The 23,448-nt window shown below is 66.9% G+C and carries 23 protein-coding genes and 1 pseudogene; 17 read left to right on the top strand and 7 right to left on the bottom strand.

Annotated elements, in window-relative coordinates; all coding sequences use genetic code 11:
• The 4 genes from ACQ66H_RS15025 to ACQ66H_RS15010 all read left to right on the top strand — a co-directional run bounded on the left by ACQ66H_RS15025 (nucleotide 1) and on the right by ACQ66H_RS15010 (nucleotide 6,295).
• Nucleotides 1-1,419 carry a LutB/LldF family L-lactate oxidation iron-sulfur protein gene (locus ACQ66H_RS15025; protein WP_430434673.1) on the top strand — a complete coding sequence of 473 codons (1,419 nt, stop codon included), beginning with the start codon at nucleotides 1-3 and terminating at the stop codon, nucleotides 1,417-1,419.
• On the top strand, nucleotides 1,416-2,060 hold the full coding sequence (locus tag ACQ66H_RS15020; RefSeq protein ID WP_430434672.1) for a LutC/YkgG family protein: 645 nt from the start codon (nucleotides 1,416-1,418) through the stop codon (nucleotides 2,058-2,060). Before ACQ66H_RS15025 ends, ACQ66H_RS15020 begins: the two co-directional genes overlap by 4 nt.
• A 112-nt stretch (nucleotides 2,061-2,172) precedes the next feature.
• Nucleotides 2,173-4,290, top strand: a complete 2,118-nt coding sequence (locus ACQ66H_RS15015; RefSeq protein WP_430434671.1) for a TonB-dependent receptor plug domain-containing protein — start codon at nucleotides 2,173-2,175, stop codon at nucleotides 4,288-4,290.
• 64 nt (nucleotides 4,291-4,354) lie between these two features.
• Nucleotides 4,355-6,295: an ATP-binding protein gene (locus ACQ66H_RS15010; protein ID WP_430434670.1), complete on the top strand. Its 1,941-nt coding sequence runs from the start codon at nucleotides 4,355-4,357 to the stop codon at nucleotides 6,293-6,295.
• A gap of 5 nt (nucleotides 6,296-6,300) precedes the next feature.
• Here the strand turns inward: ACQ66H_RS15010 and ACQ66H_RS15005 are convergent, their stop codons facing one another.
• Entirely contained in the window at nucleotides 6,301-6,672 is a 372-nt protein-coding gene (locus ACQ66H_RS15005; protein WP_430434669.1) for a response regulator transcription factor, read from the bottom strand.
• Between the two features lie 49 nt (nucleotides 6,673-6,721).
• Nucleotides 6,722-6,958: pseudogene (locus ACQ66H_RS15000) on the bottom strand (response regulator); the annotation flags it as partial.
• Nucleotides 6,959-7,051: 93 nt separating this feature from the next.
• Between ACQ66H_RS15000 and ACQ66H_RS14995 the strand changes: the two are divergent.
• From ACQ66H_RS14995 to ACQ66H_RS14945, 11 genes are all read left to right on the top strand, one after another.
• Nucleotides 7,052-7,423, top strand: a complete 372-nt coding sequence (locus tag ACQ66H_RS14995) for a sirohydrochlorin chelatase (protein WP_304002290.1) — start codon at nucleotides 7,052-7,054, stop codon at nucleotides 7,421-7,423.
• 102 nt (nucleotides 7,424-7,525) lie between these two features.
• The gene (locus ACQ66H_RS14990) at nucleotides 7,526-8,431 is read left to right on the top strand and encodes a response regulator (RefSeq protein WP_430434668.1); all 906 of its coding nucleotides are present in this window, start codon (nucleotides 7,526-7,528) and stop codon (nucleotides 8,429-8,431) included.
• The gene (locus tag ACQ66H_RS14985) at nucleotides 8,428-9,600 is read left to right on the top strand and encodes a PP2C family protein-serine/threonine phosphatase (protein WP_430434667.1); all 1,173 of its coding nucleotides are present in this window, start codon (nucleotides 8,428-8,430) and stop codon (nucleotides 9,598-9,600) included. The genes ACQ66H_RS14990 and ACQ66H_RS14985 overlap by 4 nt, the downstream gene beginning before the upstream one ends.
• A 191-nt stretch (nucleotides 9,601-9,791) precedes the next feature.
• Nucleotides 9,792-10,286: an ANTAR domain-containing response regulator gene (locus tag ACQ66H_RS14980; protein WP_430434666.1), complete on the top strand. Its 495-nt coding sequence runs from the start codon at nucleotides 9,792-9,794 to the stop codon at nucleotides 10,284-10,286.
• A gap of 448 nt (nucleotides 10,287-10,734) precedes the next feature.
• Entirely contained in the window at nucleotides 10,735-12,021 is a 1,287-nt protein-coding gene (locus ACQ66H_RS14975) for a CmpA/NrtA family ABC transporter substrate-binding protein (RefSeq protein WP_020165378.1), read from the top strand.
• A gap of 53 nt (nucleotides 12,022-12,074) precedes the next feature.
• Nucleotides 12,075-12,989, top strand: coding sequence for a nitrate ABC transporter permease (gene ntrB / locus ACQ66H_RS14970; RefSeq protein WP_430434665.1), 915 nt, complete (start codon nucleotides 12,075-12,077; stop codon nucleotides 12,987-12,989).
• A gap of 67 nt (nucleotides 12,990-13,056) precedes the next feature.
• The gene (locus ACQ66H_RS14965; RefSeq protein WP_019917394.1) at nucleotides 13,057-13,851 is read left to right on the top strand and encodes an ABC transporter ATP-binding protein; all 795 of its coding nucleotides are present in this window, start codon (nucleotides 13,057-13,059) and stop codon (nucleotides 13,849-13,851) included.
• A 163-nt stretch (nucleotides 13,852-14,014) separates the two neighbouring features.
• A complete protein-coding gene (locus ACQ66H_RS14960) occupies nucleotides 14,015-14,716 on the top strand; it encodes a response regulator transcription factor (RefSeq protein ID WP_304002304.1) in 702 nt (233 codons plus the stop codon).
• Complete coding sequence (locus ACQ66H_RS14955) at nucleotides 14,716-16,002, top strand: sensor histidine kinase (RefSeq protein ID WP_430434664.1); 1,287 nt, start codon at nucleotides 14,716-14,718, stop codon at nucleotides 16,000-16,002. Before ACQ66H_RS14960 ends, ACQ66H_RS14955 begins: the two co-directional genes overlap by 1 nt.
• Before the next feature lie 320 nt (nucleotides 16,003-16,322).
• Nucleotides 16,323-17,018 carry an EF-hand domain-containing protein gene (locus ACQ66H_RS14950; RefSeq protein WP_430434663.1) on the top strand — a complete coding sequence of 232 codons (696 nt, stop codon included), beginning with the start codon at nucleotides 16,323-16,325 and terminating at the stop codon, nucleotides 17,016-17,018.
• A 253-nt stretch (nucleotides 17,019-17,271) separates the two neighbouring features.
• Nucleotides 17,272-17,946: a PEP-CTERM sorting domain-containing protein gene (locus tag ACQ66H_RS14945; RefSeq protein WP_430434662.1), complete on the top strand. Its 675-nt coding sequence runs from the start codon at nucleotides 17,272-17,274 to the stop codon at nucleotides 17,944-17,946.
• A 91-nt stretch (nucleotides 17,947-18,037) separates the two neighbouring features.
• Here the strand turns inward: ACQ66H_RS14945 and ACQ66H_RS14940 are convergent, their stop codons facing one another.
• The 5 genes from ACQ66H_RS14940 to ACQ66H_RS14920 all read right to left on the bottom strand — a co-directional run bounded on the left by ACQ66H_RS14940 (nucleotide 18,038) and on the right by ACQ66H_RS14920 (nucleotide 22,533).
• On the bottom strand, nucleotides 18,038-19,300 hold the full coding sequence (locus ACQ66H_RS14940) for a c-type cytochrome (protein WP_430434661.1): 1,263 nt from the start codon (nucleotides 19,298-19,300) through the stop codon (nucleotides 18,038-18,040).
• Nucleotides 19,297-20,007, bottom strand: a complete 711-nt coding sequence (locus ACQ66H_RS14935) for a c-type cytochrome (protein WP_430434660.1) — start codon at nucleotides 20,005-20,007, stop codon at nucleotides 19,297-19,299. The genes ACQ66H_RS14940 and ACQ66H_RS14935 overlap by 4 nt, the downstream gene beginning before the upstream one ends.
• A 93-nt stretch (nucleotides 20,008-20,100) precedes the next feature.
• A complete protein-coding gene (locus tag ACQ66H_RS14930; RefSeq protein WP_430434659.1) occupies nucleotides 20,101-20,589 on the bottom strand; it encodes an adenylyltransferase/cytidyltransferase family protein in 489 nt (162 codons plus the stop codon).
• A complete protein-coding gene (locus tag ACQ66H_RS14925; RefSeq protein ID WP_019917402.1) occupies nucleotides 20,589-21,419 on the bottom strand; it encodes a ferritin in 831 nt (276 codons plus the stop codon). Before ACQ66H_RS14925 ends, ACQ66H_RS14930 begins: the two co-directional genes overlap by 1 nt.
• Nucleotides 21,420-21,618: 199 nt before the next feature.
• Entirely contained in the window at nucleotides 21,619-22,533 is a 915-nt protein-coding gene (locus tag ACQ66H_RS14920; RefSeq protein ID WP_430434658.1) for a MerR family transcriptional regulator, read from the bottom strand.
• A gap of 99 nt (nucleotides 22,534-22,632) precedes the next feature.
• Between ACQ66H_RS14920 and ACQ66H_RS14915 the strand changes: the two genes are divergently transcribed.
• Nucleotides 22,633-22,899, top strand: a complete 267-nt coding sequence (locus ACQ66H_RS14915) for a hypothetical protein (protein ID WP_430434657.1) — start codon at nucleotides 22,633-22,635, stop codon at nucleotides 22,897-22,899.
• Complete coding sequence (locus ACQ66H_RS14910) at nucleotides 22,886-23,446, top strand: glutathione peroxidase (protein ID WP_430434656.1); 561 nt, start codon at nucleotides 22,886-22,888, stop codon at nucleotides 23,444-23,446. The genes ACQ66H_RS14915 and ACQ66H_RS14910 overlap by 14 nt, the downstream gene beginning before the upstream one ends.
• The last annotated feature ends 2 nt before the right edge of the window (nucleotides 23,447-23,448 follow it).

Genomic DNA, 23,448 nt, shown 5'->3' with positions numbered 1-23,448 from the left:
ATGGAAGTCCGCTCGATGCACTTCGTGTCGCGGGTGCGCCAGCGGCTCGACGACCCGGAACTGCAGCGCAACCTGAAGCGCACGCGCGGCCGCAATGCGGCGTCGCGCGCCGCGGCTGTGGCCGCCTTTCCCGATTTCGACGCGGTGCGCGCCCGTGCCACCGAGATTCGCGCCTCGGTACTGCGCGATCTCGACGTCTGGCTGGAGCGTTTCGAGCAGAAGGCGATCGAGCGCGGCGCCACCGTGCTGTGGGCGCGTGACGGCGACCATGCCTGCGAACTGATCATCGACATCGCGCGCCGTCACGGCGCGCGCACGGTGGTGAAGTCGAAATCCATGGTGTCGGAAGAAGCCGGACTGAATGCCGCGCTGGAGGCCGCCGGCATCCGCCCGGTCGAGACCGACCTCGGCGAGTACATCCTGCAGATCAACGACAACGAGCCACCGTCGCACATCATCATGCCGGTGATCCACAAGTCGAAGGAGCAGGTGTCCGAACTGTTCGCGCGCGTCCATGGCACCACGCCCAAGACCGATATCGAGGCGCTGACGCACGAGGCGCGGGCGGTGCTGCGGCCGGAATTCCTTGGCGCCGACATGGGGCTGTCCGGCGGCAACTTTCTGGTGGCCGAAACCGGCTCGGTCGCCATCGTCACCAACGAGGGCAACGGCCGGCTGTGCACCACGCTGCCGCGCGTGCATGTCGCGCTGACCGGCATCGAGAAGGTGATTCCGACGCTGGAGGATCTGGCCACGCTGCTGCGCATCCTGCCGCGTTCGGCCACCGGCCAGGCCATCACCAACTACGTGTCGATGCTGACCGGCCCGAAGCAGGCCGGCGATGCAGACGGTCCGGAGCACATGTATTTCGTGCTGGTCGATGGTGGTCGCGCCGATCTGCTGGGCAGCGAATTCGAGGCCATGCTGCGCTGCATACGCTGCGGCGCCTGCATGAACCATTGCCCGGTGTACCAGACGATAGGCGGTCATTCCTATGGCTGGGTCTATCCCGGGCCCATGGGTTCGGTACTGACGCCGCTCTACCAGGGGCTGGACAAGGCGATGGACCTGCCGCACGCAGCGACGCTGTGCAACCAGTGCGGCGTCGTCTGCCCGGTGTCGATTCCGCTGCCCGAGCTGATGCGCACGCTGCGCGAGAAGCAGGTCGAGCGCGGCCTGAGGCCCTGGTCGGAGCGCATCGCTACCAAACTGTGGGCCTGGGTCGCGGCACGCCCGAAGCTGTATGCGCTGGGCACCCGCGTCGCCGTTCGCTATCTGCGCTGGCTGGCCGATGGCCGCGACCGCATACAGGTGATGGGTGTCGCGCCGGGCTGGACTGCGCAGCGCGACTTTCCGGCGCCGGCGGCGAAGACCTTCCGTGAGCTCTACGCCGAGCGCCGGCGCGGAGGCGGGCAATGAGCGTGCGCGACGACATCCTCGGCCGCCTGCGCCGTCAATTGGGCCGCACGGACAGCACGACCTTGGCGGCACGCGAGCGCGTCGAGGCAACGCTGGCGCTCCGGCAGACCGGGCCGCGCGCAGCTGCGGATGCCTTGCTCGATCGTTTCATCGAGCGCGCACGGGCGATGATCTCTAGCGTGGACCGCTGCGCCACTGAAGCCGAAGTGCCTGCGCACTGCGCCGAATGGCTGCGCGGGCAAGGGCTACCGACGGCGCTGGTCGTCGCCCCGGCGCTGGCCGCGCTGGACTGGGCCGGCGCTGGTCTGGAGGCGCGCGTCGGGGCGGCGACCGGCGACGATCTGATCGGCGTCACCAGCTGCTTTCGCGCCATCGCCGAAACCGGCACGCTGATGCTCTGTTCCGGGCCGCAGTCGCCGGCCGTCAACAGCCTGCTGCCGGAAACGCATATCGCGGTGGTTCCGCGCCAGCACATCGTCGCCGACATGGAAGCCGCCTGGGCCGAGGCACGGCGTGAACTGTCAGCTTGGCCGCGGGCGGTCAATTTCGTTTCAGGACCGTCGCGCACGGCCGATATCGAACAAACCATCGTGCTTGGCGCCCATGGCCCCTACCGGGTGCATCTGCTGATCGTCGGCTGAGCACGACAGTCCCGTAGGCTGTCGGTCGAAGCGGTTTGCACGGATAATCCGCGCCAAGCGAGGCTCGGCCCGCCAAGAAGTCACCGAACAAGAATCGCCTGTCCAGCCGCATATGTCCGCACAGCCAAAAGGTCGTTACGCCCGCCGCCATCTCGCCCTCTGCCTGTTTCCGCTCGCGTTGGCGATGCCCGACGCGCGCGCGCAGGACGAGCCGGAATCGCCCTTCCTCGACGACGACCTGCCGGTCGTGCTGTCGATGACCCGCATGCCGCAGCGCATCGACGACGCGCCGGGTGCGGTTACGCTGTTCACCCGCGAGGACATCGAGCGCCTCGGCTACCGCCGTCTGCCGCAACTGCTGCGCCTGGTGCCGGGAATGAACGTGATGAGCGACACCGGGCATTCGCCGGCGCTGTTCTATCACGGCCTCGGCACACTGAATCCGAACCGGATGCAGGTACTGATCGACGGCCGTTCCGTCTATTCGCCCTATCTGTACGGCTATGTGGACTGGGATGCGCTGCCGCTGACGATGGACGAGATCGAGCGCATCGAGGTCGTGCGTGGTTCGAATGCGGCCACCTATGGATCGAACGCGGTGGCGGGCGTGGTCAATATCGTCACCCGTTCCAGCATCGACGGCCCGGCCGCCACCGTTTCGGTGACCGGTGGCAGCCCGGAGTTGGCCGACGCGTCAGCCCGGTTCCGACGCAGCTTCGGACCTCTGAGCATCGCGCTGAGCGCACGTACGGGCGGCGATGATGGTTTTGCCCATCGCTATGACTCATCCCGCCTGAACGCCTCCACCCTGCGCGCGGATCTCGCGCTGGACGGCTCGGACGAAATCAACTTCATGGCGGGCCAGAGTTCAGGTACGCGCGGCGTCGGCTACCCCCTCGGTGTGCCCGGCAATCTCGACAATGGCAATGGATTTCGCACCATCCAGACCGACAACTGGTTTGCGCATGTCCGCTTCCGGCGCCTCGTGGCCACCGACAACGAGTGGTCCATCGGGTACTACCACAACGAGGACCAGGGGCGGGAGGCGTGGTCCGCAGATGTCGCCCCCGTGATCAACCAGGAACTTGCCGATCTGGGTCTGCCCTTTGCTGTCGGCCCGCTGTCCGTACCGATCGATTACAACCGCACCGCAACGCGCCGCAATCTCGATTTTCAGCACATGTTTTCGGCAGGTTCCGAGGTACGGGTCGCCTGGGGAGCCGAGCTGCGACATGAGGAACTCAAATCGCAGCGGATGTTTTACGACACGGGCCGTGCCTCGACCAATCTGTTCCGGCTGTCCGCGAACGTCGAATGGAAGCCCTCGGACCTGTGGACGTTCAATATCGGGAATATGGTCGAGAGTTTCCGCAGCTATGCCACCAAGGTGTCGCCTCGTCTGTTCGCCACCTTCCATGTGACGCCGGAGCATGCGGTGAGAGGCGGCTTCAGTCGCGCCTACCGGCAACCGTCGTTGATCGAAGCGCGTGGTGACTCGCGCTTCATCTATCCCGAAATTGCCTCCGCGCTGACGGCCCTCGATCCTGTCTTCGGGCCGATGCTGGCGGCCGGTTTCAAGCAGGGGCGCGCGACCCGGACCTTTGTCGGAACTCCGTCCTTGCAGCCCGAACGACTGGATTCGCTCGAATTGGGCTACGTAGGGCAGTTCGGGCGCTCCAGTCTTGAAGTCCGAGCCTTCCGCGAGCGCTACTCCCAACTCGTGACCGAAGCCCGCTATTCGGACCCTGACTACCTGAACACGGGCATTACCTTCGTGCCCGGCGCCGATGTCGATATCGACGGCTTCGAATACCAGTACCGCTATCGTGGCGACGGTCGTGAAATCTGGTTCTCGCACGCCTTGCCCCGTATCGCGTCGAACGCGACCTGCCGTCCGCGGCGGACCTGCTATGAGAACACCGTTCCGTCCTCCTCCTGGTCGCTTACCTGGATGGAGGTGTTACCGCAGGACTGGTCAGTGTCGGCAACGCTGTTCGGTGTCAATTCCGCCCGCTGGTTCAACGGCAGCGAGCGCATCGACGCCTATCAGACGCTCGATGCCCGCATCGCGAAGAAATTCCGCAGCGGTCCGACCACTTGGGAGGCGGCTCTAGCCGTGACCGACATCGGGCCGCGCTACGAAACCTTCAACGACGATCAGGGCGCGCGCGTGCCGTTCAACCGCGTCGCCCGGCAGACCATGCTGACGCTGCGCTCCAGCTGGTTCTGAAGCGACCGCCGCGATCCCGTATCATGATCGCCGGATAAACAGGCGGTCTACGCAAGGAGGCGGGGTGCGGAGTCGGTTCGGACTCAATCGACTCGGATTCCGTGCCCGTGTGCTGGTGGCGGCGCTGCTGCCGTCGGTGGCGATCGCGCTGGCGCTGGCCGTTCACTTCACGTCCACCCGCATCGCCGACATCGAGCGCGCGCTGATCGACCGCGCCATGCTGCTGACCGCCAGCCTGGCGCCGGCCTCCGAATACGGCCTGTTTGCCGGCAACATCGACATCCTGCAGTCGATCGCCGACGCCTCGCTGCGCGAGCGCGATGTCAACGGGCTGGTCGTGTTCGACCGCGACCACGTCGTGCTGGCCCGGGCAGGGCGTACGCGCATGCCGGAACGCAGCGTGACCGATGGCCTCGGCGCGCCGGCACTGCTCGAAAGCACCGACGATTACCATCTGTTCGCCGCGCCCGTGTTCAGCGTGCAGGCGCGACCCGACCCGCTGTTCGACGACGGCGTTGATGCGCCCGCGGTCAGCCGGCTTGGCGTGGTCGTGGTGCAGGTGTCGCGGCTGGGCAGTGCGCAGGCACGACGCGAACTGATCGTCAGTGCGGCGCTGATCACTGCTGGTGGTCTGCTGCTGGCGGGCCTGTTCGCGCGCATCCTGTCCGACGGCGCTACCGCGCCGGTGCGCGCGCTGGCCGACACCGTGCGCCGCATCGAACAGGGCGACTTCTCGGCGCGGGCGCGCACCGGTGCGCGCGGCATCATGCAGGTGCTGGAGGACGGCATCAACCGGATGGCCGTCACGCTCAGCGGGGCACGGGCCGACCTCGAACAGCGGGTGCTCGATGCGACCGCTCAGTTGCAGCAGCAGAAGGAGAGGGCCGAGCAGGCGAGCCGGGCCAAGACCCAGTTCGTCGATGCGCTGCTGCACGACCTGAGCCAGCCGCTGATGGCGATGGGCCTGGACATCCGTACGCTGAAGCTGCGCCTGCGAGACGACGAAAGCAGCGGTCTGCTGACCCGGCTCGAGCGTTCGTCGATGAAGCTGGAGAACATGCGCGACGTGCTGCTCGACGTCGCCCGGCTGGAATCCGGCGCCACCCAGCCGCGCATCACCGATTTTCCGCTCGGGCGCGTGTTCGAAAGCCTGCGCCTCACCTTCGAGGCACAGGCGGCGGAGAAGGGCCTGCGCTTCGAACTGTATCCGACGCGCGCCTGGTGCCGTTCCGACCCGCTGCTGCTCGAACGCGTGCTCGCCAATCTGGTGTCGAATGCGCTGCGCTATACCGCACAGGGCGCCGTGTTCGTCGGCGTGCGCTGGCTCGGCAACGAGGTGCTGCGCATCGAGGTACGCGACAGCGGTCAGGGGATTCCGCCGGAGCGCATCGACGACGTGTTCGACGAGTTCGTGCGCCTGCCCGGCACCGACCCCGGGAGCGGTGGCCGCGGCATGGGACTGGGGCTCGCTATCGTGCGCCGGTTGTGCACGCTGCTTGGCCATGCGCTGGCGGTGCGTTCGCGCCCCGGGCGCGGTTCGAACTTCAGCGTGACCGTGCCGCGCGTGCATGCCTTCGTGCCGGCGCAGGTCGAGGACGAGCTGCAGGGCCTGCGGCGGCTGGCCAACCGTCGCGTCGCACTGATCGACGACGATCCGGCCATCCTGCAGTCGCTGCAGTCGCTGCTGGCGTCGGTCGGCATCGACGTGGTGTCGGGCACCTCGCCCGACTTCGTGCTGCGCCAGTTGCGCCAGGCAGGCGCGCCCGACTTCATCATCAGCGATTACCAGCTCGGCGACGGTCTGGATGGCCTGTCGGCGGTGCGTTCGCTGCGACGTGAGCTGGGCGAGCACATTCCGGCGCTGATCATGACCGGACTGGCGGCCACGCGCGAGCTGGAGATCGAACTGGAGACGCACGGCATTCCGCTGGTCGCCAAACCGGTGCGACCGGTGGTGCTCGACGCGGTGATCGGCGGTCTGCTCGACGCGGCCGAGGAGGGCTGACCCGCCTAAGCGCCGCCCTTCGGTGGGCGCCGCGGCAGGCGTATGCCCATCTGCGACAGCGCGAACACCGCCTGCGTGCGGTTCTTGACCCCGAGCAGACGCAGGATGGTCGAAATGTGGGTCTTGGCCGTGCCATCCGAAATACCCAGTTCGCGGCAGATCAGCTTGTTCGGCATGCCTTCGATCATCAGACCGAGCACCTGTATCTGGCGCGGTGTAAGGCCGATGTCCGCGAGGTCCTGTATCGTCGGCCGCGGCGGCTGCGGGTGGATGGCGTCGTCGAGCACCTGCTGCGGCACGTAAATGCCGCCCTTCAGTACCAGCTGCAATGCGCTGACCAGCACCGAGGTGGTCGAACTTTTGGAGATGAAACCCATCGGCACCCTGGTCGATGGCGTCGGTGATGGTGTGCCGGTCGTCCTGCGCCGAAATGACCACCACCGGCACGTCCGGGAATTCGCTGCGCAGCTGCGTCAGCAAGGTCGTGCCTTCGGCGTCCGGCAGGTTGAGGTCGAGCATGACCAGATCGGGGCGCAGGCCGCCGCGCAGCATGGTCAGCGCGCGCGAGGCCAGCAGGGCGCAGCGGATGTCCGGCTCGCTGTCGATTTCGGTCAGCACGCTGCGCAGGCCTTCCACGACGAGCGGCTGGTCTTCGACGATCATTACCTGCATGGACGTTTCTCGCAATCGGGCGACGGACGGATTTTATATGCTGCAGTGTTTGCAGTTCTGCTGCGATGCAATGGAGAACATGTCTTGAATCACGGCCTCATCCTGTTTGGACACGGATCGCGCGATCCGGAATGGGCGCGCCCGCTGCGCGAAGTGGCGGCGCAGGTGGCAGCGGGCGACGGTGCACCGCAGGTCGAGCTGGCCTTTCTCGAATTCCTCGAACCGACGCTGGAGCAGGCGTGCGACCGGCTCGCCGCGGTCGGCGTCACGCGCATTGCCGTGCTACCGATGTTCATCGCGCAGAGCGGGCATGTGCGGCGCGATCTGCCGGCGCAGCTCGACGCGGCGCGCGCCCGTCATCCGTCGCTGCGCATCGACCTCGCCACCGCGGTCGGCGAGGACCCGCGCGTGCAGGCGGTGATGGCCGAGGTGGCGCGCTCTGCGCTGGCCAGTTGAGCGCGCTCAAGCCGTCGGTTACGTTGCCGTTACAGCTTGCGATGAGCGGGGGGCGACGGACTCCAAGGCCCGCCGCTCGCCCACAACGCGGAGCACTGCCCTATGGTGAGCATGTCGGCCCCGGTCAGACTTCTGATCGTCGATGACGAGCCCTTCAACCTCGAAATCATCGGCGAGTACCTCGACGGACAGGGTTATGAGCTGACCATGGCGCGCGACGGTGTCGAGGCATGGGACTACCTCGACAACGCCGAGATCGATTTCGACTTGCTGGTGCTCGACCGGATGATGCCGCGCCTGGACGGCATGGAACTGCTGCGGCGCGTGCGTCGCACACCGCGCCTGAGCGGTCTGCCGGTCATCATGCAGACTGCCGCCGCCACGCCCGATCAGGTGCGCGAGGGTTTGCAGGCCGGTGCCCGCTATTACCTGACCAAGCCCTACGAACCTGATGCGCTGCTGGCCATCGTGAAGTCGGCACTTGAAGAAGCCCGTCGCACCCGCGAGATCCAGCTGCAGACTGAAGGCATGCGCCGCGCCATGGGTGCGCTGCGTCGGGCCGAATTCGAGTTCAGCACGCTGAGCCAGGCGACCGAGCTGGCGTCGCTGGCGTCGCTGGTTTCACCTGAGCCGGAGAACATCGTGATGGGTCTGAGCGAGCTCATGATCAATGCGGTCGAGCACGGCAATCTCGGCATCAGTTACGCGGAGAAGTCGCGGCTGCGACTGGAGGACTGCTGGCAGGAGGAGGTCGAACGCCGGTTGCAGCTGCCTGAGTATGCTGGCCGCCGTGCACGCCTGCAGATCGAATGTGGCGATGAAGCGGTGCGCTACACGGTCATCGACGAGGGCGAAGGCTTCGATTTTGCACGCTATCTCGACTTCGACCCCGGGCGCGCCTTCGACCCGAACGGTCGCGGCATCGCGATGGCGCGGCAGCTGTGCTTCCGCAGCCTCGAATACAAGGGCCGCGGCAACGTGGTCACGGCAACGGTGGAACTGCCATGAGTGCAGTCGGCACGGCGCAGGCCGCAACGGCACAGCAGGCTGCCGCGCCGCTGCGGCAGATGACGGTGCTGGTGGTCAACGACACCCTGGTCGGCCGGGCGACCGTCAGCGCGCTGGTGCGCCGGCTCGGCCACCGCTGCATCGAAGCCTCGGACGGTGCCGGTGCGGTGCAGGCCTACCGTGCCTACCGTCCCGACGTCGTGCTGATGGACGTGGTGATGCCCGGCATGGACGGACTGGAGGCGACGCGCGAGCTGCGCCGGCTGGCGGCCGACACTTTCCTGCCGATACTGCTGCTGTCCGCCCGCTCCGACGACGCCGACATGATTGCCGGCCTTGAAGCCGGCGCCGACGACTACCTGACCAAGCCGATCAATTTCGCCATCCTGACCGCCAAACTCGCCAACTGCGCGCGGCAGATCGTCATGCACGCCAGCATGGCGAACTACCGCGCAGAGCAGGAGGAGGAAATCGAGTTCGCGCGACACGTGATCGAGCGTCAGGTGCAGGGCAAGGCGGTCAACGATCGTCGTGTGCGCTACTCGGTCACACCGACCGCACAGTTCTCGGGTGACATCGTCGCGGTGTCGCATTCGCCGTCCGGTGCACTCTATGCGCTGCTGGCCGACGCGACCGGCCACGGCCTGGCGGCAGCGATCAGCGTGCTGCCGGTGCTGCAGGTGTTCTTCGGCATGGCCAAGAAGAACCTGTCGCTCGGCCTGATGGCCAGCGAAATCAATCGCCACCTGATGTCCACGCTGCCGGTCGGTCGTTTCGTCGCGGCCACCATGGTGCGTCTGGACGCCGGGGAGGGCGAGGTCTGGGTGGGCGGTACGCCCGAGGTGCTGTGGCTGGATCGCAGTGGTGCGGTGATCGAGCGCTTCGCCTCGGCCAACCTGCCGCTGGGCATCGACGTCAACGACGCGATGGACGTGCCGCCGCAGCGCTTCACCTGGACGCCCGGCGACCAGCTGGTGCTGTGTTCGGATGGACTCGTCGAGGCGCTGGGCATCGGCGGCGACGCCTTCGGCCAGCAGCGGTTCGAGCAGGTGCTGCACGACAATGCGCCGGCTCGGCGCCACGATGCGGTGCGCGCCGCACTCGCCATGCATCTGGACGGGGCGCTGGCGCACGACGACGTGTCGCTGATGGTGATCGACCTCGATTGAGGTCCGCGCGCAAGTCCTTGTCGCAGCTTGATTTGCGGCGCGCCGGGCGGAGCTTGGCACGGCGATTGCATCGCGTCGGTCCGGAATCCCTTTCCTGACTGAACAATGGCCGTTCTCAATGTCCTGGTGGTAACGAATCGCGCAAGCGTGCCGCTGAAATCTGCGCCGGGCTCGCCTGCGCCGGTTACCAGGTGGCCGCGGTACTGTCGAGCGCCTACGACCTGCACATGAAGGTCGAGGAAATCAAGCCGGACGTCATCCTGATCCAGACCGATTCGCCGTCGCGCGACACGCTGGAGAACATGGCGGCGATGGACCGCGAAATGCCGCGCCCGGTCGTGGTGTTCGCCAATGATTCGGACAGCAAGACCATACGCCGCGCGATGAAGGCAGGCGTTTCGGCCTATGTGGTCGATGGCCTGGAGCCGAAGCGCATCAAGCCGGTGATCGATGTGGCGCTGGCCCGTTTCGAAGAGCACCAGGAACTGCGCCGCTCGCGCGACGAGGCGCGGCAGAAGCTGAGCGAGCGCATTTCGGTCAACCGCGCCAAAGGCATCCTGATGAAGTTGCGGGGTATCGACGAGGACGCCGCCTATCACACGCTGCGCAAACTCGCGATGGAGCGCGGCAAGACCATCGCCGCGGTGTCCGAAGACTTCATCGCCACCGCACGCCTGCTCGGCTGACCGGCCGAGCCTTTCCCTCTTCCCTGTTGCAGATCTTTCCGTCGGCGCGGCGCATCGCTGCGCCGTGCATGGCCATCCGTCATTGCCGCGCACTCTCGCGAGGAGGCCGAGGGCGGATGGCGTCACGCCCTCGGCATGCATGCCCCGGTTCGACATGGTGCGTACGCACGCTGCTGTCGCACCGCACAAGTGCGGTCGTATCGGACCGCACCTTCGTGTCCAGTTTTCGATTCGGCTTTCAAGTCATTGAAAAAAAACGTTTTGGTTCTTGATTTTCAGGGTTGGCACGCCCCGTGCTAATCACTGTTCAAGGCGCAACAACGTGGTTGCGGCCAGCGAGGCGAGAAGCCTCCATAAGGGACAAGGGTGTCCATCCGGTCGGCTTCTCAGCCGCGGATGCACACCCTTTTTTCATTCTGGAATCGATCATGAAACTACGGAGAACACGATGGCTGAGCATCCGAAGCAGGCAGACAGCGTCATTGACACCAGCGCGACGCGCCGCAGCTTTCTCAAGCAGGGCGCCGCACTCGGTGTGGGAGCTTCGCTGATGAGCATGGTGCCCCCCGGCGTGCGTTCGGCGGCCTGGGCCGCCGGTTCCGACGCCCCCGAGAAGAAGGAAGTGCGCATCGGCTTCATCCCGCTGACCGACTGTTCCAGCGTCGTGATGGCGGCGGTGGAGAAGTTCGACGAGAAGTACGGCATCAAGATCATCCCGTCGAAGGAAGCTTCGTGGGCTGCGGTGCGCGACAAGCTGGTGAATGGCGAGCTGGATGCCGCGCACGTGCTGTACGGTCTGGTGTATGGCGTCCATATGGGTATCGGCGGCCCGAAGAAGGACATGGCCAACCTGATGACGCTGAACAACAACGGTCAGGCCATCACGCTTGCCAACAAGCTGAAGGATCAGGGCGTGACCGACGGCGCCAGCCTGCAGAAGCTGATCGCCGCCAAGCCGGGCGAATACACCTTCGCCCAGACCTTCCCGACCGGCACCCACGCGATGTGGCTCTACTACTGGCTGGCGGCCAATGGCATCAACCCGATGAAGGACGTCAAGGTGATCACCGTGCCGCCGCCGCAGATGGTGGCCAACATGCGGGTCGGCAACATGGACGGCTACTGCGTCGGCGAGCCGTGGAACAACCGGGCCATCATCGACAAGATCGGCTTCACCGCGGTCACCACCCAGGACATCTGGGTCGATCACCCGGAGAAGATCCTCGGCACCACCGCCGAGTGGGTGGCCAAGAACCCGAACACCGCACGCGCAATGACCGCCGCCATCCTCGATGCTGGCCGCTGGATCGACGCCTCGCTGGCCAACCGTCGCAAGACGGCGGAAACCGTCGCCGCAAAGTCCTACGTGAACACCGACATGGACGTCATCCTGGAGCGCATGCTGGGCCGCTATTCCAATGGCCTGGGCAAGAGTTGGGACGACAAGAACGCGATGAAATTCTTCAATGACGGCGCGGTGAACTACCCCTACCTGTCGGACGGCATGTGGTTCCTGACCCAGCACAAGCGCTGGGGCCTGATCAAGACCGATCCGGACTACCTGGCGGTGGCCAAGGCGATCAACCGCACCGACATCTACAAGCAGGCCGCCGCCGCCGCCGGTGTCGCTGTGCCGAAGAGCGACATGCGGACGCACAAGCTGATCGACGGCGTCGTGTGGGACGGCAAGGACCCGAAGAAGTACGCCGGCAGCTTCAAGATCAACGCCGCGTAATATTCCCGGCGCGGGGCCTGCCCCGCGCCGACCGGTACTGAAAGGAATCCGTCATGAGTGCAGCAACCCTCACATCAGACAAGGTCGTGTCCATGCATGCCACCCCGTCCGTGGTGCCGGCCCCGGCCGCCAACGAAGCGGCAGCGCCGGTCGCGAAGGCCGCGCCGCGCGAGCCGCGTACGCCGATCTCCGAAATCCTGCTCGCGGTGTTCAAGGCGGTTTTCCCGCCGATCGCCGGCATGGCGCTGCTGGTTGCCGTGTGGGCGCTGCTCGCGGCCAAGGGCGGCAGCATTCCGGGTCCGCTCGCCGTATGGGATGCGGCCAAGGTGCTGTTCGCCGATCCCTTCTACAACAACGGCCCCAACGACATGGGCATAGGCTGGAACGTGCTGTCCTCGCTGCAGCGCGTCGGCATCGGCTTCGGCTTCGCGGCACTGGTGGGCATTCCGCTCGGCTTCATCATCGGCCGCTTCGCCTTCATGAACGCGATGTTCGATCCGGTCATTTCGCTGCTGCGCCCGGTCAGTCCGCTGGCCTGGCTGCCGATCGGCCTGCTGGTGTTCAAGCAGGCGGACCCGGCGGCGACCTGGACCATCTTCATCTGTTCGATCTGGCCGATGATCATCAACACCGCGGTCGGCGTGCAGCGCGTGCCGCAGGACTACATGAACGTGGCCCGCGTGCTCGACCTCGACGAGTGGAAGATCGTCACCAAGATCCTGTTCCCGTCGGTGCTGCCCTACATGCTGACCGGCATCCGCCTGTCCATCGGCACCGCCTGGCTGGTCATCGTTGCCGCGGAAATGCTGACCGGCGGCGTGGGCATCGGTTTCTGGGTGTGGGACGAGTGGAACAACCTGAAGGTGGAACACATCATCATCGCCATCTTCGTCATCGGCATCGTCGGCCTGCTGCTCGAACAGGCGCTGCTGCTGCTCGCCCGCCGCTTCTCGTACGGCAACAGCTGATCCCGTCCAAACGATTGCATTGAACTGAGGCGGCCGGTGCCACGCACCGGCCCGCGAGGAGACCACCATGAGCAAGACCATCGTGAAAGTCGAGAACGCAGGCATGACCTTCGATACCAAGAAGGGCAAATTCGTCGCGCTGCGCGACATCGACCTCACCATCGCCGAAGGCGAGTTCGTCACGCTGATCGGCCACTCCGGTTGTGGCAAGTCCACGCTGCTGAACCTGATCGCCGGCCTGACCTTGCCCACTTCGGGCAACCTGATCTGCGACGGCCGCGAGATCGCCGGTCCGGGGCCGGAGCGCGCCGTGGTGTTCCAGAACCACTCGCTGCTGCCCTGGCTCACCTGTTTCGAGAACGTACTGCTGGCGGTCGAGCGCGTGTTCGGCAAGAAGGAAGGCAAGACCAAGCTGAAGGCGCGCGCAGAGGCGGCACTGGACATGGTGCACATGACCCACGCGCTGCATAAGTATCCGCACGAGATTTCCGGCGGCATGAAGCAGCGCGTCGGCATCGCCCGTGCCTTCGCGATGGAGCCGAAGATCCTGCTGATGGACGAGCCCTTCGGTGCGCTCGACGCGCTGACCCGCGCCAGCCTGCAGGACGAGCTGAATGGCGTGATGGAGAAGACCGGCGCCACCGTGGTGATGGTGACGCACGACGTCGATGAAGCCGTGCTGCTGTCCGACCGCATCGTCATGATGACCAACGGTCCGGCCGCCACCATCGGCGAAATCCTCGACGTGAAGCTGGCGCGCCCGCGCGACCGGCTGAAGCTCGCGCACGACGCCGATTTCGTCGAGTACCGCGCCGCGCTGCTCGAGTTCCTTTACCAGAAGCAGGTGAAGAAGGCGGCCTGAGTGCCACGTCGCCGGCAAGGGCGGGCTGCGGCCCGCCTTTTCCATTTGTGTCATCGGCTCGCGCGCGGCGCGGAAATGAACCTTGGCGCGGGCGATATCCCGCCTTTCGCAGCAGTCTCCGGCGCTTATCATCGCCGTCATCGAATACAGGTGAGGCTTGCCGATGACGGCCGACGCAAACAGGGTTCTGTTGATCGACGACGACGCCGAGCTCAGTGCGATGCTCGGCGAGTACATCGCCAATGAAGGGTACGCGGTCGAGCGTGCGGCCGATGGAGAAAGCGGTCTGACGCTGCTGCGCCAGGGCGACTTCGCCATCGTCGTGCTCGACGTGATGATGCCGCGCGTGTCCGGCATCGAAGTGCTGCGCCGGCTGCGCGCCTTCTCCGGTGTGCCGGTGCTGATGCTCACCGCGCGTGGCGACGATATCGACTGCGTGCTCGCGCTCGAACTGGGCGCGGACGATTATGTGCAGAAGCCATGCACGCCGCGGGAACTGGTGGCACGGCTGCGCGCGATTCTGCGGCGCATCGGCGGTGCGCGCACACAGGCGGCCAGCGACGACGCCATCGTCGTCGGCGCGCTGGCCGTGTGGCCGCAGCGGCGCTGCGCCGAGTACGGCAACACGCTGCTCACGCTCACCAGTTCCGAATACGGCCTGCTCGAAGTGCTGGCGCGCAACGCCGGCAGCGTGGTGTCCAAGGCCGAGCTGTCGCTGCAGGCGCTGGGCCGGCCGATGGGCCCTTACGACCGCAACATCGACGTGCACGTGAGCGCCATCCGGCAGAAGCTGGCGCCGCTCAGCGGCGGCCGCCCGCTGATACAGACGGTGCGGGGCGTCGGCTACCAGTTGGTGCGCGCCTAGTGGGCCGGCTGTTCTGGAAGCTGTTTTTCGCCTTCGTCGCCGCGCTGGCGGTGGCGGCGCTGCTTATGGCGCTGGCGCTGTCGCTGATCTGGCCACGCGAGGGCCGCGGACCACACCCACAATCGGCGCTCATGGCCGACACGGTCGAGGTACTGCTGCGCGAGCAGGGGCCGCCAGCGACCGTGGCGCTGCTTGAAATCTGGCGCGCGCAGCGGCTGCCGCTGCCGCTGCTGGTGCGGCCCGACGGCAGTGAGCAGTTCGGGCGTACGGTGAGCGCCGAACGACTGGACACTGCGCGGGTCGTGTCCATCGACGGCGCGCAGTGGAAAGTGCTGGCGGCCGCGCGCGGCGATCGACCGCCGTCGGCAGCTGGCGGACTGCCACTGCCGCCGCCGCCCTTCCTCGAAGTGGTCGCGCTGCTGATCGGCGCGCTCACCTTCAGCGCCGCGTTGGCCTGGTATCTGTCGCGCCCGGTGCGTCACCTCAGCCAGGCGTTCGATGCACTGGCCGGCGGCGATCTGGGCGTACGTACGGCGGCACGGATCGGCCGTCAACGTGACGAGATCGCCGATCTCGGCCGCGGTTTCGACCGCATGGCGGCACGCATCGAACAGCTGGTCAACGCGCAGCGTCGGCTGCTGCACGACGTGTCGCACGAACTGCGTTCGCCGCTCGCACGGATGAGTGCCGCCATCGGTCTGGCACGGCAGGATCCGTCGCGGATCGAAGCGATGCTGGAGCGCGTCGAACGCGAGACGGCCCGGCTGGACACTCTGGTCGGCGAACTGCTGGGTCTGGCGAGACTGGAGCACGACGCGGCGCGCACGCTGCCGCAGCCGGTGGCGCTCGACGCCCTGCTGCATGATGTGGCCGGTGATGCGCGGTTCGAGGCGGCCGCGCGCGACGTCGAGGTCGTGCTGTCAACCGACGGCGCGGGGCCCGTCGTCAAGGGTCAGGGCGAACTGCTGCGTCGCGCCTTCGACAACGTGCTGCGCAACGCGGTGAAGTACGCGCCGGCGGGTTCGGTGGTTCACATCGCGCTGGGCCGGGCCGGCGGGAGCGCTTGCGTCAGCATCAGCGACGGCGGTTGTGGCGTCGCCGACGGCGAACTGGAGCGCATCTTCGATCCCTTCTTCCGCGGCGCGCGCAGCGACGGCAGCCACGGCGCCGGCCTCGGCCTGTCGATCGCGCGGCGCGCGGTCGAGGCGCATGGCGGCGACATCCGCGCGTCGAACACCGAAGGCGGGGGCCTGCGCGTCGATATCCGGCTGCCGGCCGAGGACTGACGCGTCTTTACACAGTTGCGCGCCGGCAGTGCTTGCCGCTGCGCCGGTCAACCGACGCGTCGGTAACGGCCATCGGCGCTTCCGCACGATGCGCCCGGCGGCGAAACTTGCCGGCGCATGGCGAAAGGGGCGCTGCGGCAGGCGACGCGGTGTCGCCGTGTAAAGAGGGCGGCGCAACGCGGCCCTTTTCCTTTACGTACGCTCACGCGGTTTTACCCGAAACGGCCGATTGGCGCGCCGTTTCGGGCCGATAACTTGCCCTGTGACAGGTGGCTGCCGATGCCGGCGGCCGCATTTCTCATACACACAGGAGCATGGACATGAGCATATCGGGTGTGGGCAGCAGCATGGCCTCGGCGATGCAGTCGGCAATGCAGGCCAACCGGCCGCAGAAACCGGATGCGTCGGCGATGGCGGCGGACGTCTTCGCGCTGCTGGACAGCGGCGGCAAGGGCTATATCGACAGCAGCGATTTGGCCGGTGCGCTGGAATCGACCGGCAGCAGTGCATCGGCCGAGGACCTGCTCGGCGCGATGGACAGCGACGGCGACGGCAAGGTGACCGAACAGGAACTGGGCAGTCTGCTGCAGAAGGTGGCCGACCAGCTGGAGGACAGTTTCGGCGCGTCGCGCGTCGGCCAGGCGATGGGCAACCGTCCGCCGCCGCCCCCGCCGCCGGCGGGCAAGGACGAAGGCATGAGCGTCGAGCAGCTGGGCGCGATGGCGGAAGAGGCCGAGGCATCGGGCAGCGCGGAGGCGAGCGAACTGGCAGCGCTGGTCGAGTCCTTCGACGAGGCGGACACCGATGGCGACGGCAAGGTGAGCTTCCAGGAGGCGATGGCTTTCCGCGAATCCGAAGCGGCCGCGTCCGGCGCGTCGTCCGACAGTCGTCCGCCGCCGCCGGACGAGGCCGCGCGCGACGAACGCATGCTGGCGCGCGTGCTGCAGATGCTGCAGGAATACGCGGGCGACAGCAGCACGACGAGTACCGGATCGACGCTGTCGGTCAGCGCCTGATTACGGCATATCCGTTCCGGCCCGGCGCCGGAACGGATATGCCGGTCGATCGACGACGGGCTTGACGACGGGGTGTTGTTATATAGAATGAGAAGCGTTCTCATCAACGTGCGGGCACGGCCCGGGCGGTGACGGGAATCCACTCTGGCATCCGGCGGCAGGTCCGGTCCGGAGCCAGTACCTCGAATTGCCTCCCAGCGAAGACAGAAGGCCAGGCCGGGCAAACACCTTCGTTCATCGGGAGATAGATTCAATGAAGCAGTCAGTCCTCGTCCGTTCCGTCGTCAGCGTTGCCATGATCTCGGCTTCCGCCTTCGCCCATGCCAACGGCACCCATGAGCAGTTCGTCGATCCGGCGTCTTCGCTGTCCTTCGATGGCTGGAACGAACTGAACCGCAACCGCACCAGCGGTGCGCTGACGGTCGAAGAGCTGGTCGCCGGCAGCGGCTCGAATGTCGCCGGCTCGGGCGACGCGATATTCACCCGCGTCAGCGGCGACCACTACCCGGCCGGTTTCGGCCTGTACGGCGGCGCCTCCACTTTCACCTTCACCGACACCACCGTCGATGCCGGCGCGACCGCGCTGGTGTTCCAGGGCATCATCAATGACTTCGACGGCCAGTTCGGCGGCACGCCCTTCAGCCTGACCCTGAGCTACAACGGCGGCAGCCAGGCCATCGCCGGCACGCTGGTCAACAGCACGCTGAACGGTGGCGTCAGCGACTACTTCCGCTACACATGGGATCTGGCGGCGCTGGGCGTGCCGGTCGGTGCCTACACCGTGACGTTGAACGCTGGCTTCTCGCAGATGCTGGCGTTCCAGATCGACCAGGTCGCTGCCGTGCCGGAACCGGAAACCTATGCGCTGATGCTGTCCGGCCTCGGCCTGATCGCGCTGTCGGTGCGTCGGCGGATGCGCGGCGTCTGATCGTCGGCCCGCCAACCGCCGTGTCGCCGGCGGTCGCAGCAAAGAGAAGGGCGCCGCATGCGGCGCCCTCTTTTACGTCCAGCGATCCGCGTCAGCGCAGGTTGCCGCGCAGTCTCTGCACGTCGAGCGAACTGACCGGCGCCGCGGTGTTGCCCCAGCTGCCGCGGATGTGCGACACCACCAGCGCCACTTCGTCGTCGCTCAGTGCGGCGGCGAAGGGCGGCATGCCGTAGGGGCGCGGGTTGCCACGCGTGGCGGGCGCGTAGCCGCCGCCCAGCACGATGCGCACGGTGTTCGCCGGCGGGTCCATCGTCACCGCGCGGTTTCCGGCCAGCGCCGGCCAGATGCCCGGCTTGCCCTCGCCGCGCTCGCCGTGACAGTCGGCGCAGTGCTCGCCGTAGAGCTGGGTGCCGCGCTCGCGCCGCAGTTCGTCCAGTACGCCGGTCAACTCCGCCTTCACCGATTGCGTCACCGGCAGCGACTTCAGATAGACCGCCATCGCGTCGAGATCGCTCGCCGACAGGTATTGCGTGCTGCCGAACACCACCTCGGCCATCGGCCCGGCGGCGGTTGCGTTGCCGCTCACGCCGTCGCGCAGCAGCGCCACGATGTCGTCCTTTGCCCAGTCGGCCACGCCGGCTTCGTGCGGCGAGGTGAGCGAGGGCGCATACCAGTTCTGCCCCGGCATCAGGCCGCCGGCCAGCGCGTCCGGATCGCTGCTCGCGCCCAGTGCGTTGCGCGGCGCGTGGCAGGCGCTGCAGTGACCCAACCCCTGAACCAGATAGGCGCCGCGGTTCCAGTCCTCGGGCTTGGTCGCGTCGGCGACGAACACGCCCGGCTTGAAATAGAGCGCCCGCCAGGCCAGCAGCGCCGCCTGCGTGTCGTAGGGGAAGCGCAGCGCGTGCGGCCGGTTCGGCTGTTCGACGGGCGGCAGCGTCTGCAGCCAGGCCCAGATCGCGTCGGCATCGGCGCGTGTGACGCGGGTGTAGCTGGTGTAGGGGAAGGCCGGATAGAGCAGGCGGCCGTCGCGCGCGCGACCTTCGTGCAGCGCCTTCCAGAAGTCATCGGCCGTCCATTGGCCGAGCCCGCTTGTCGGGTCCGGCGTCAGATTGCTGGTGTAGATCGTGCCGAAGGGCGTGTCCATCGCGCGGCCGCCGGCCCAGGGCGTGCCGCCCGGTGCGGTGTGGCAGGCCATGCAGTTGCCGGCGCGCGCAAGGTACTCGCCGCGCGCGACCTGTGCCGCGCGGTCTTCATCCGCCGCACCGGCGGCCGGCTCATCCGCGGCCGGTTGCAGCGCGAGATAGACGCCTGCCGACGTGGCGAGCAGCAGCGCTGCGATCAGGAGACGCTTCATCGCGCGCCCTCCTGCACACCGCCGCAGCGTATCGGCAGCGCCTTGTCGAGACGGGCGGCTGGCTTGCCGCCCTCGGCGACCGCTTGCGACGACAGCCAGTGGGCAACCGCCTGGATGTCGTCGGCGCTCATGCGCTGGGCAATCTGTGCCATGCAGTCCGGCGCGTGCGCCTGACGGATGCCGCTTTTCCAGCCGGCAAGCTGGGCCGCCAGATAGTCGCGCGGCAGACCGAGCAGGCCGGGTATCGCCGGGGCGACGCCGGTCAGTGCGCTGCCGTGGCAGCTCTCGCAGGCCGGAATGTCGCGCGTCGCGTCGCCGCGGCGCACCAGTGCCTCGCCGTGCGCCAGTGTCGCGGGCTTCTGCGTGCTGCGCGCCGGCGGCGGGTAGGGCAGTTCGAGTGCTGCGAAGTGGCTGGCCATCTCGCGCAGGTAGTCGTCGCTGAGCGTCTGCAGCAGACCGGTCATCAGCGGGTACTGACGACGGCCGTCGCGGAAGTTCAGCAGTTGGTTGTACAGATAGCCGGCCGGCTTGCCGGCGATGCGTGGGTAGTAGCCGTCGGCGGCGGCGCGGCCTTCGGCGCCGTGGCAGCCGGTGCAGGCGAGTACGCGCTGTTCGATATCGGTCGTGGTGTCCGGTGCGGCGTGAGCCGCGGTGCAGATCAGTGCGGCGCCGATCAGCAGGGCAGGGAGTGCGGTGAATCGAATCATGACCAGGCGGGAAGCAGTGCGACGATGCGTCCCGATGATAAGCGCAGTCTCGGCAAGCGCCGGGTTATGACCCGATGCACCGTAACGGTGCAGTCACAGGCTGCGTATCTTACGGAGCAGCGCGGTGGTCGAACGCTCGTGTTCGAAGGCGATCGATTCGACCCGGCCGCCGCGGGCCAGCACGTCCGCGGCGCCGACGATGCGCTCCACCGGCCAGTCTCCGCCCTTGACCAGCACGTCCGGCGTGCAGGCAAGGATGAGATCGAGCGGCGTGTCGGTATCGAACCAGGTGACCAGGCTTACCGATTCCAGCGCGGCGATTACCGCGGCGCGGTCTTCCAGCGCATTGACCGGGCGGTCATCCCCCTTGCCCTGACGGCGCACCGACGCATCGGTGTTCAGCGCGACGATGAGCGAGCCGCCGAGCGCACGTGCCTGCGCCAGGCAGGTGACGTGGCCGCGGTGCACGATGTCGAAACAGCCGTTGGTGAACACCACCGGGCCGGGCAGGGCAGCCCGGCGCGCCGCGAGCTGATCCGGCGGGCAGATCTTGGCTTCGAAGGCCGGCGTGCCGCCGCGCATCAGGCGGCGCCGGCGTACTGCTTGCGGAAGCGGTTCAGGTCGCCCACCGTCTTGAAGCTTTCGCCGAACAGCGAGCTCAGGTTGCGCAGGATGCCGCCGATCACGCGCGCCTCGCAGTCCTTGTCGAAGCGGATCTGCTCGTCCAGCCAGCGCTCCAGCCACTCCGGGTCGGGCAGTCGCGACTGCACGGTGTCGCGCGGGAAGTGCGCCTTGCTCACGTGCAGATTGGTCGGGTGCATCGGCTTGCCGGCGCGGCCGCTGGCGGCCATCAGCATGCCGATCTTCGAGAACGCGGCGCGCGCGGCGTCGCCGGCCTGATCGATCGCCCGCTTCATGTACTTCAGATAGGCGCCGCCATGACGGGCCTCGTCGCGCGACAGCAGGTCGTAGATGTGCTTGATCACCGGCTCGGTATGCCATTCGGACGCGCGGCGGTACCACTGGGTCAGGCGCACCTCACCGCAGAAATGCAGCATCAGCGTCTCCAGCGCCGGCGCCGGGTCGAACTCGAAGCGCACTTCGTGCAGTTCCTCTTCGGTCGGCGCCAATTCGGGGCGGAAGCGGCGCAGGTATTCGATCAGCACCAGCGAGTGCTTCTGTTCCTCGTAGAACCAGATCGACATGAAGGCCGAGAAGTCGGAATCGTCGCGGTTGTCGCGCAGGAACATTTCGGTGGCCGGCAGCGCCGACCATTCGGTGATGGCATTCATCTTGATCGTCATCGCCTGCTCGTCGGACAGCAGCGCGGCGTCGAAACTGTCCCAGGGCACGTCTTTCGCCATGTCCCAGCGGGCGGATTCGAGTGACTTGAACAGTTCGGGATAGAGCATGAAGGGCTCCTGAAGAAAAAAGCATTTTACGCGAGCAGAAGTCAGCCCGATGACAGCTTGTGGCCGCATCCCGCTTCCGTCGTCCGCGTGGCGAGGTCCGCGCATGCGCGACGCAAGCCGGCCGCTACGCAGCTGCCTATTCAATCATGGATGGACGCCGGCGGATCGCCGGAAAAGCGCGTGTTTCCCGTCGCCCGGTTCAGTGGCTGGCGTGGGCGTCCCGCCAGGCGCGGACAGCGGGCCCGACATCGCCGATGCCGCGTATCACGCGCACGCCCGTTTCGTTGCGCAGCTTGTCGCGCGCACCGGCACCGCCGACCCACAGTTCCACTGTCGGCGGGAGTGCTTCGCGCAGCGTGCGGATGCCGGCAATGGCCTGGCGTACCGGGAAGGCCGAACTGAAGGACAGCGCCACGATGTCGGCGCTGGCGGTGAGGGCCGACGTGCGGATGTCGGCCAGTGGCATGCGTGGCCCGAGCGAACAGCACTGCGCACCTTCGGCGGTCAGCATCACCTCGACCATCAGCAGGCCCAGCGCGTGTTCCTCCTCCGGCAGCGTGGTCAGCAGCACGCGCGGCGGCTTTCCGGTGCGCGCGTAACTGGCCAGCGTTCCGCGCAGGAAGGACTGCGTCTGTTCGGTGTAGAAGTGCTCGTCCGGCACGCCGATGTCGCCGCGCATCCACGCTTCGCCGATGTCCACGTTGAGCGGCGCGACCAGATCGGTGACCAGCCCCTGCAAGCCCTTTTCCAGCAGCGTCTGCTGGAACACCCGGCGCAATGCCTCGACGTCATGGCTGCGGATGGCGTCGAGTATTTCACCGGCCAGCAGCGCCGGTACGCGTGAGGCCTGCTCGGCCTCGATGATGAGTTGCAGTTCGGCCGCGCTGGCCGCCAGCAGCTTGCCCGGACGCCAGCCCTGGTCCATCAGGCGGCGTATCAGGCGCAGCTTGCCGACGTCTTCGAGCGAGTACAGCCGCTCGCCGGCCTCGTCGCGGATGGGTTTGGGGAAACCGTAGCGACGTTCCCATACGCGCAGCGTGTCTTTCAGAAGGCCGGTCTCCCGCTCCACCGCGCTGATGGTCAGCAGGGACAGCCCCGATGCGTGAGCACTCATTTTGTCCTGGACAAATCGTTAACATGGCGACTCATGAGTCCTAGATTACGGCTTGAGTCTTGTTTTGTCCAGGACAAAAAAGGGGGCGGTATGAAGACGATGAAAGCTGCAGGAAGCGCCACAAGCGCGCTGGCAATGCTGTTCTGCGTGTCCGCGTCGGCCGTCATGCCGTCGGCGGCCGAACCGGTTGACCATGAACGCGCCGCTGCGCCAGCGCAGAAAGCGTCGGCCTCTGCCCAGCCGGCGTCGAGCCAGACCGATGCGCTGGTTCATCTGCACCGCGCCGCGACCGGTGCCTACTTCCCGGCGCACCTCGTCGTCGATGCATCGGCGCGCTGCTGCGAGTCGGCCCGTGCTGCGCGCTGACGGTTTGCGCATCGTCTTCGCGCTGGTGACGACCTTGACCTCGATGACTGCGGCTGCGGCCGACGCCTGCCCGACGCTGCTCGATCGTTCGATTCCCGGCCTGCTCGACGGCAAGCCGCGTTCGCTGTGCGAATACAGCGGCCGCGTGCTGCTGGTGGTCAATACCGCCAGCCGCTGTGGCTACACCGGCCAGTACGCCGGGCTGGAAAAGCTGCAGGACAGCTACGGCAAACGCGGTCTGACCGTGCTCGGCTTCCCGTCGAACGACTTCGGCAACCAGGAACCGGGCAGCGACAAGGACATCGCCGAGTTCTGCAGCATGACCTATGGCGTCAAGTTTCCGATGTTCTCGAAGACCTCGGTCAGGGGCGCCCAGCGCCACCCCTTTTACGCCGATCTGGCGAAGGCCTCGGGTTCGGAGCCGGCGTGGAACTTCCACAAATACTTGATCGGGCGCGATGGCCGGACAGTGACCGCCTTCCCCAGCAACGTGGCACCCGATTCGAACGTGCTGCTGCGCGAGATCGAAGCGGCTCTGGGCAGATGACG

Origin of the sequence: Methyloversatilis sp., from assembly GCF_965284615.1 — a bacterium.
Lineage (GTDB): Bacteria > Pseudomonadota > Gammaproteobacteria > Burkholderiales > Rhodocyclaceae > Methyloversatilis.
This window is presented reverse-complemented; position numbering and strand designations above follow the sequence as displayed.

What these genes read in the sequence shown, in the direction of transcription:
- ACQ66H_RS14920 (WP_430434658.1), bottom strand. Translation starts at nt 22,533, where the DNA reads ATGAGTGCTCACGCATCGGGGCTGTCCCTGCTGACCATCAGCGCGGTG.
- ACQ66H_RS15005 (WP_430434669.1), bottom strand. Translation starts at nt 6,672, where the DNA reads ATGGGTTTCATCTCCAAAAGTTCGACCACCTCGGTGCTGGTCAGCGCA.
- ACQ66H_RS14975 (WP_020165378.1), top strand. Translation starts at nt 10,735, where the DNA reads ATGGCTGAGCATCCGAAGCAGGCAGACAGCGTCATTGACACCAGCGCG.
- ACQ66H_RS14990 (WP_430434668.1), top strand. Translation starts at nt 7,526, where the DNA reads ATGGTGAGCATGTCGGCCCCGGTCAGACTTCTGATCGTCGATGACGAG.
- ACQ66H_RS14925 (WP_019917402.1), bottom strand. Translation starts at nt 21,419, where the DNA reads ATGCTCTATCCCGAACTGTTCAAGTCACTCGAATCCGCCCGCTGGGAC.
- ACQ66H_RS14965 (WP_019917394.1), top strand. Translation starts at nt 13,057, where the DNA reads ATGAGCAAGACCATCGTGAAAGTCGAGAACGCAGGCATGACCTTCGAT.
- ACQ66H_RS15020 (WP_430434672.1), top strand. Translation starts at nt 1,416, where the DNA reads ATGAGCGTGCGCGACGACATCCTCGGCCGCCTGCGCCGTCAATTGGGC.
- ACQ66H_RS14945 (WP_430434662.1), top strand. Translation starts at nt 17,272, where the DNA reads ATGAAGCAGTCAGTCCTCGTCCGTTCCGTCGTCAGCGTTGCCATGATC.
- ACQ66H_RS14985 (WP_430434667.1), top strand. Translation starts at nt 8,428, where the DNA reads ATGAGTGCAGTCGGCACGGCGCAGGCCGCAACGGCACAGCAGGCTGCC.
- ACQ66H_RS14930 (WP_430434659.1), bottom strand. Translation starts at nt 20,589, where the DNA reads ATGCGCGGCGGCACGCCGGCCTTCGAAGCCAAGATCTGCCCGCCGGAT.
- ACQ66H_RS14935 (WP_430434660.1), bottom strand. Translation starts at nt 20,007, where the DNA reads ATGATTCGATTCACCGCACTCCCTGCCCTGCTGATCGGCGCCGCACTG.
- ACQ66H_RS15025 (WP_430434673.1), top strand. Translation starts at nt 1, where the DNA reads ATGGAAGTCCGCTCGATGCACTTCGTGTCGCGGGTGCGCCAGCGGCTC.
- ntrB (WP_430434665.1), top strand. Translation starts at nt 12,075, where the DNA reads ATGAGTGCAGCAACCCTCACATCAGACAAGGTCGTGTCCATGCATGCC.
- ACQ66H_RS14950 (WP_430434663.1), top strand. Translation starts at nt 16,323, where the DNA reads ATGAGCATATCGGGTGTGGGCAGCAGCATGGCCTCGGCGATGCAGTCG.
- ACQ66H_RS14960 (WP_304002304.1), top strand. Translation starts at nt 14,015, where the DNA reads ATGACGGCCGACGCAAACAGGGTTCTGTTGATCGACGACGACGCCGAG.
- ACQ66H_RS14915 (WP_430434657.1), top strand. Translation starts at nt 22,633, where the DNA reads ATGAAAGCTGCAGGAAGCGCCACAAGCGCGCTGGCAATGCTGTTCTGC.
- ACQ66H_RS15015 (WP_430434671.1), top strand. Translation starts at nt 2,173, where the DNA reads ATGTCCGCACAGCCAAAAGGTCGTTACGCCCGCCGCCATCTCGCCCTC.
- ACQ66H_RS14940 (WP_430434661.1), bottom strand. Translation starts at nt 19,300, where the DNA reads ATGAAGCGTCTCCTGATCGCAGCGCTGCTGCTCGCCACGTCGGCAGGC.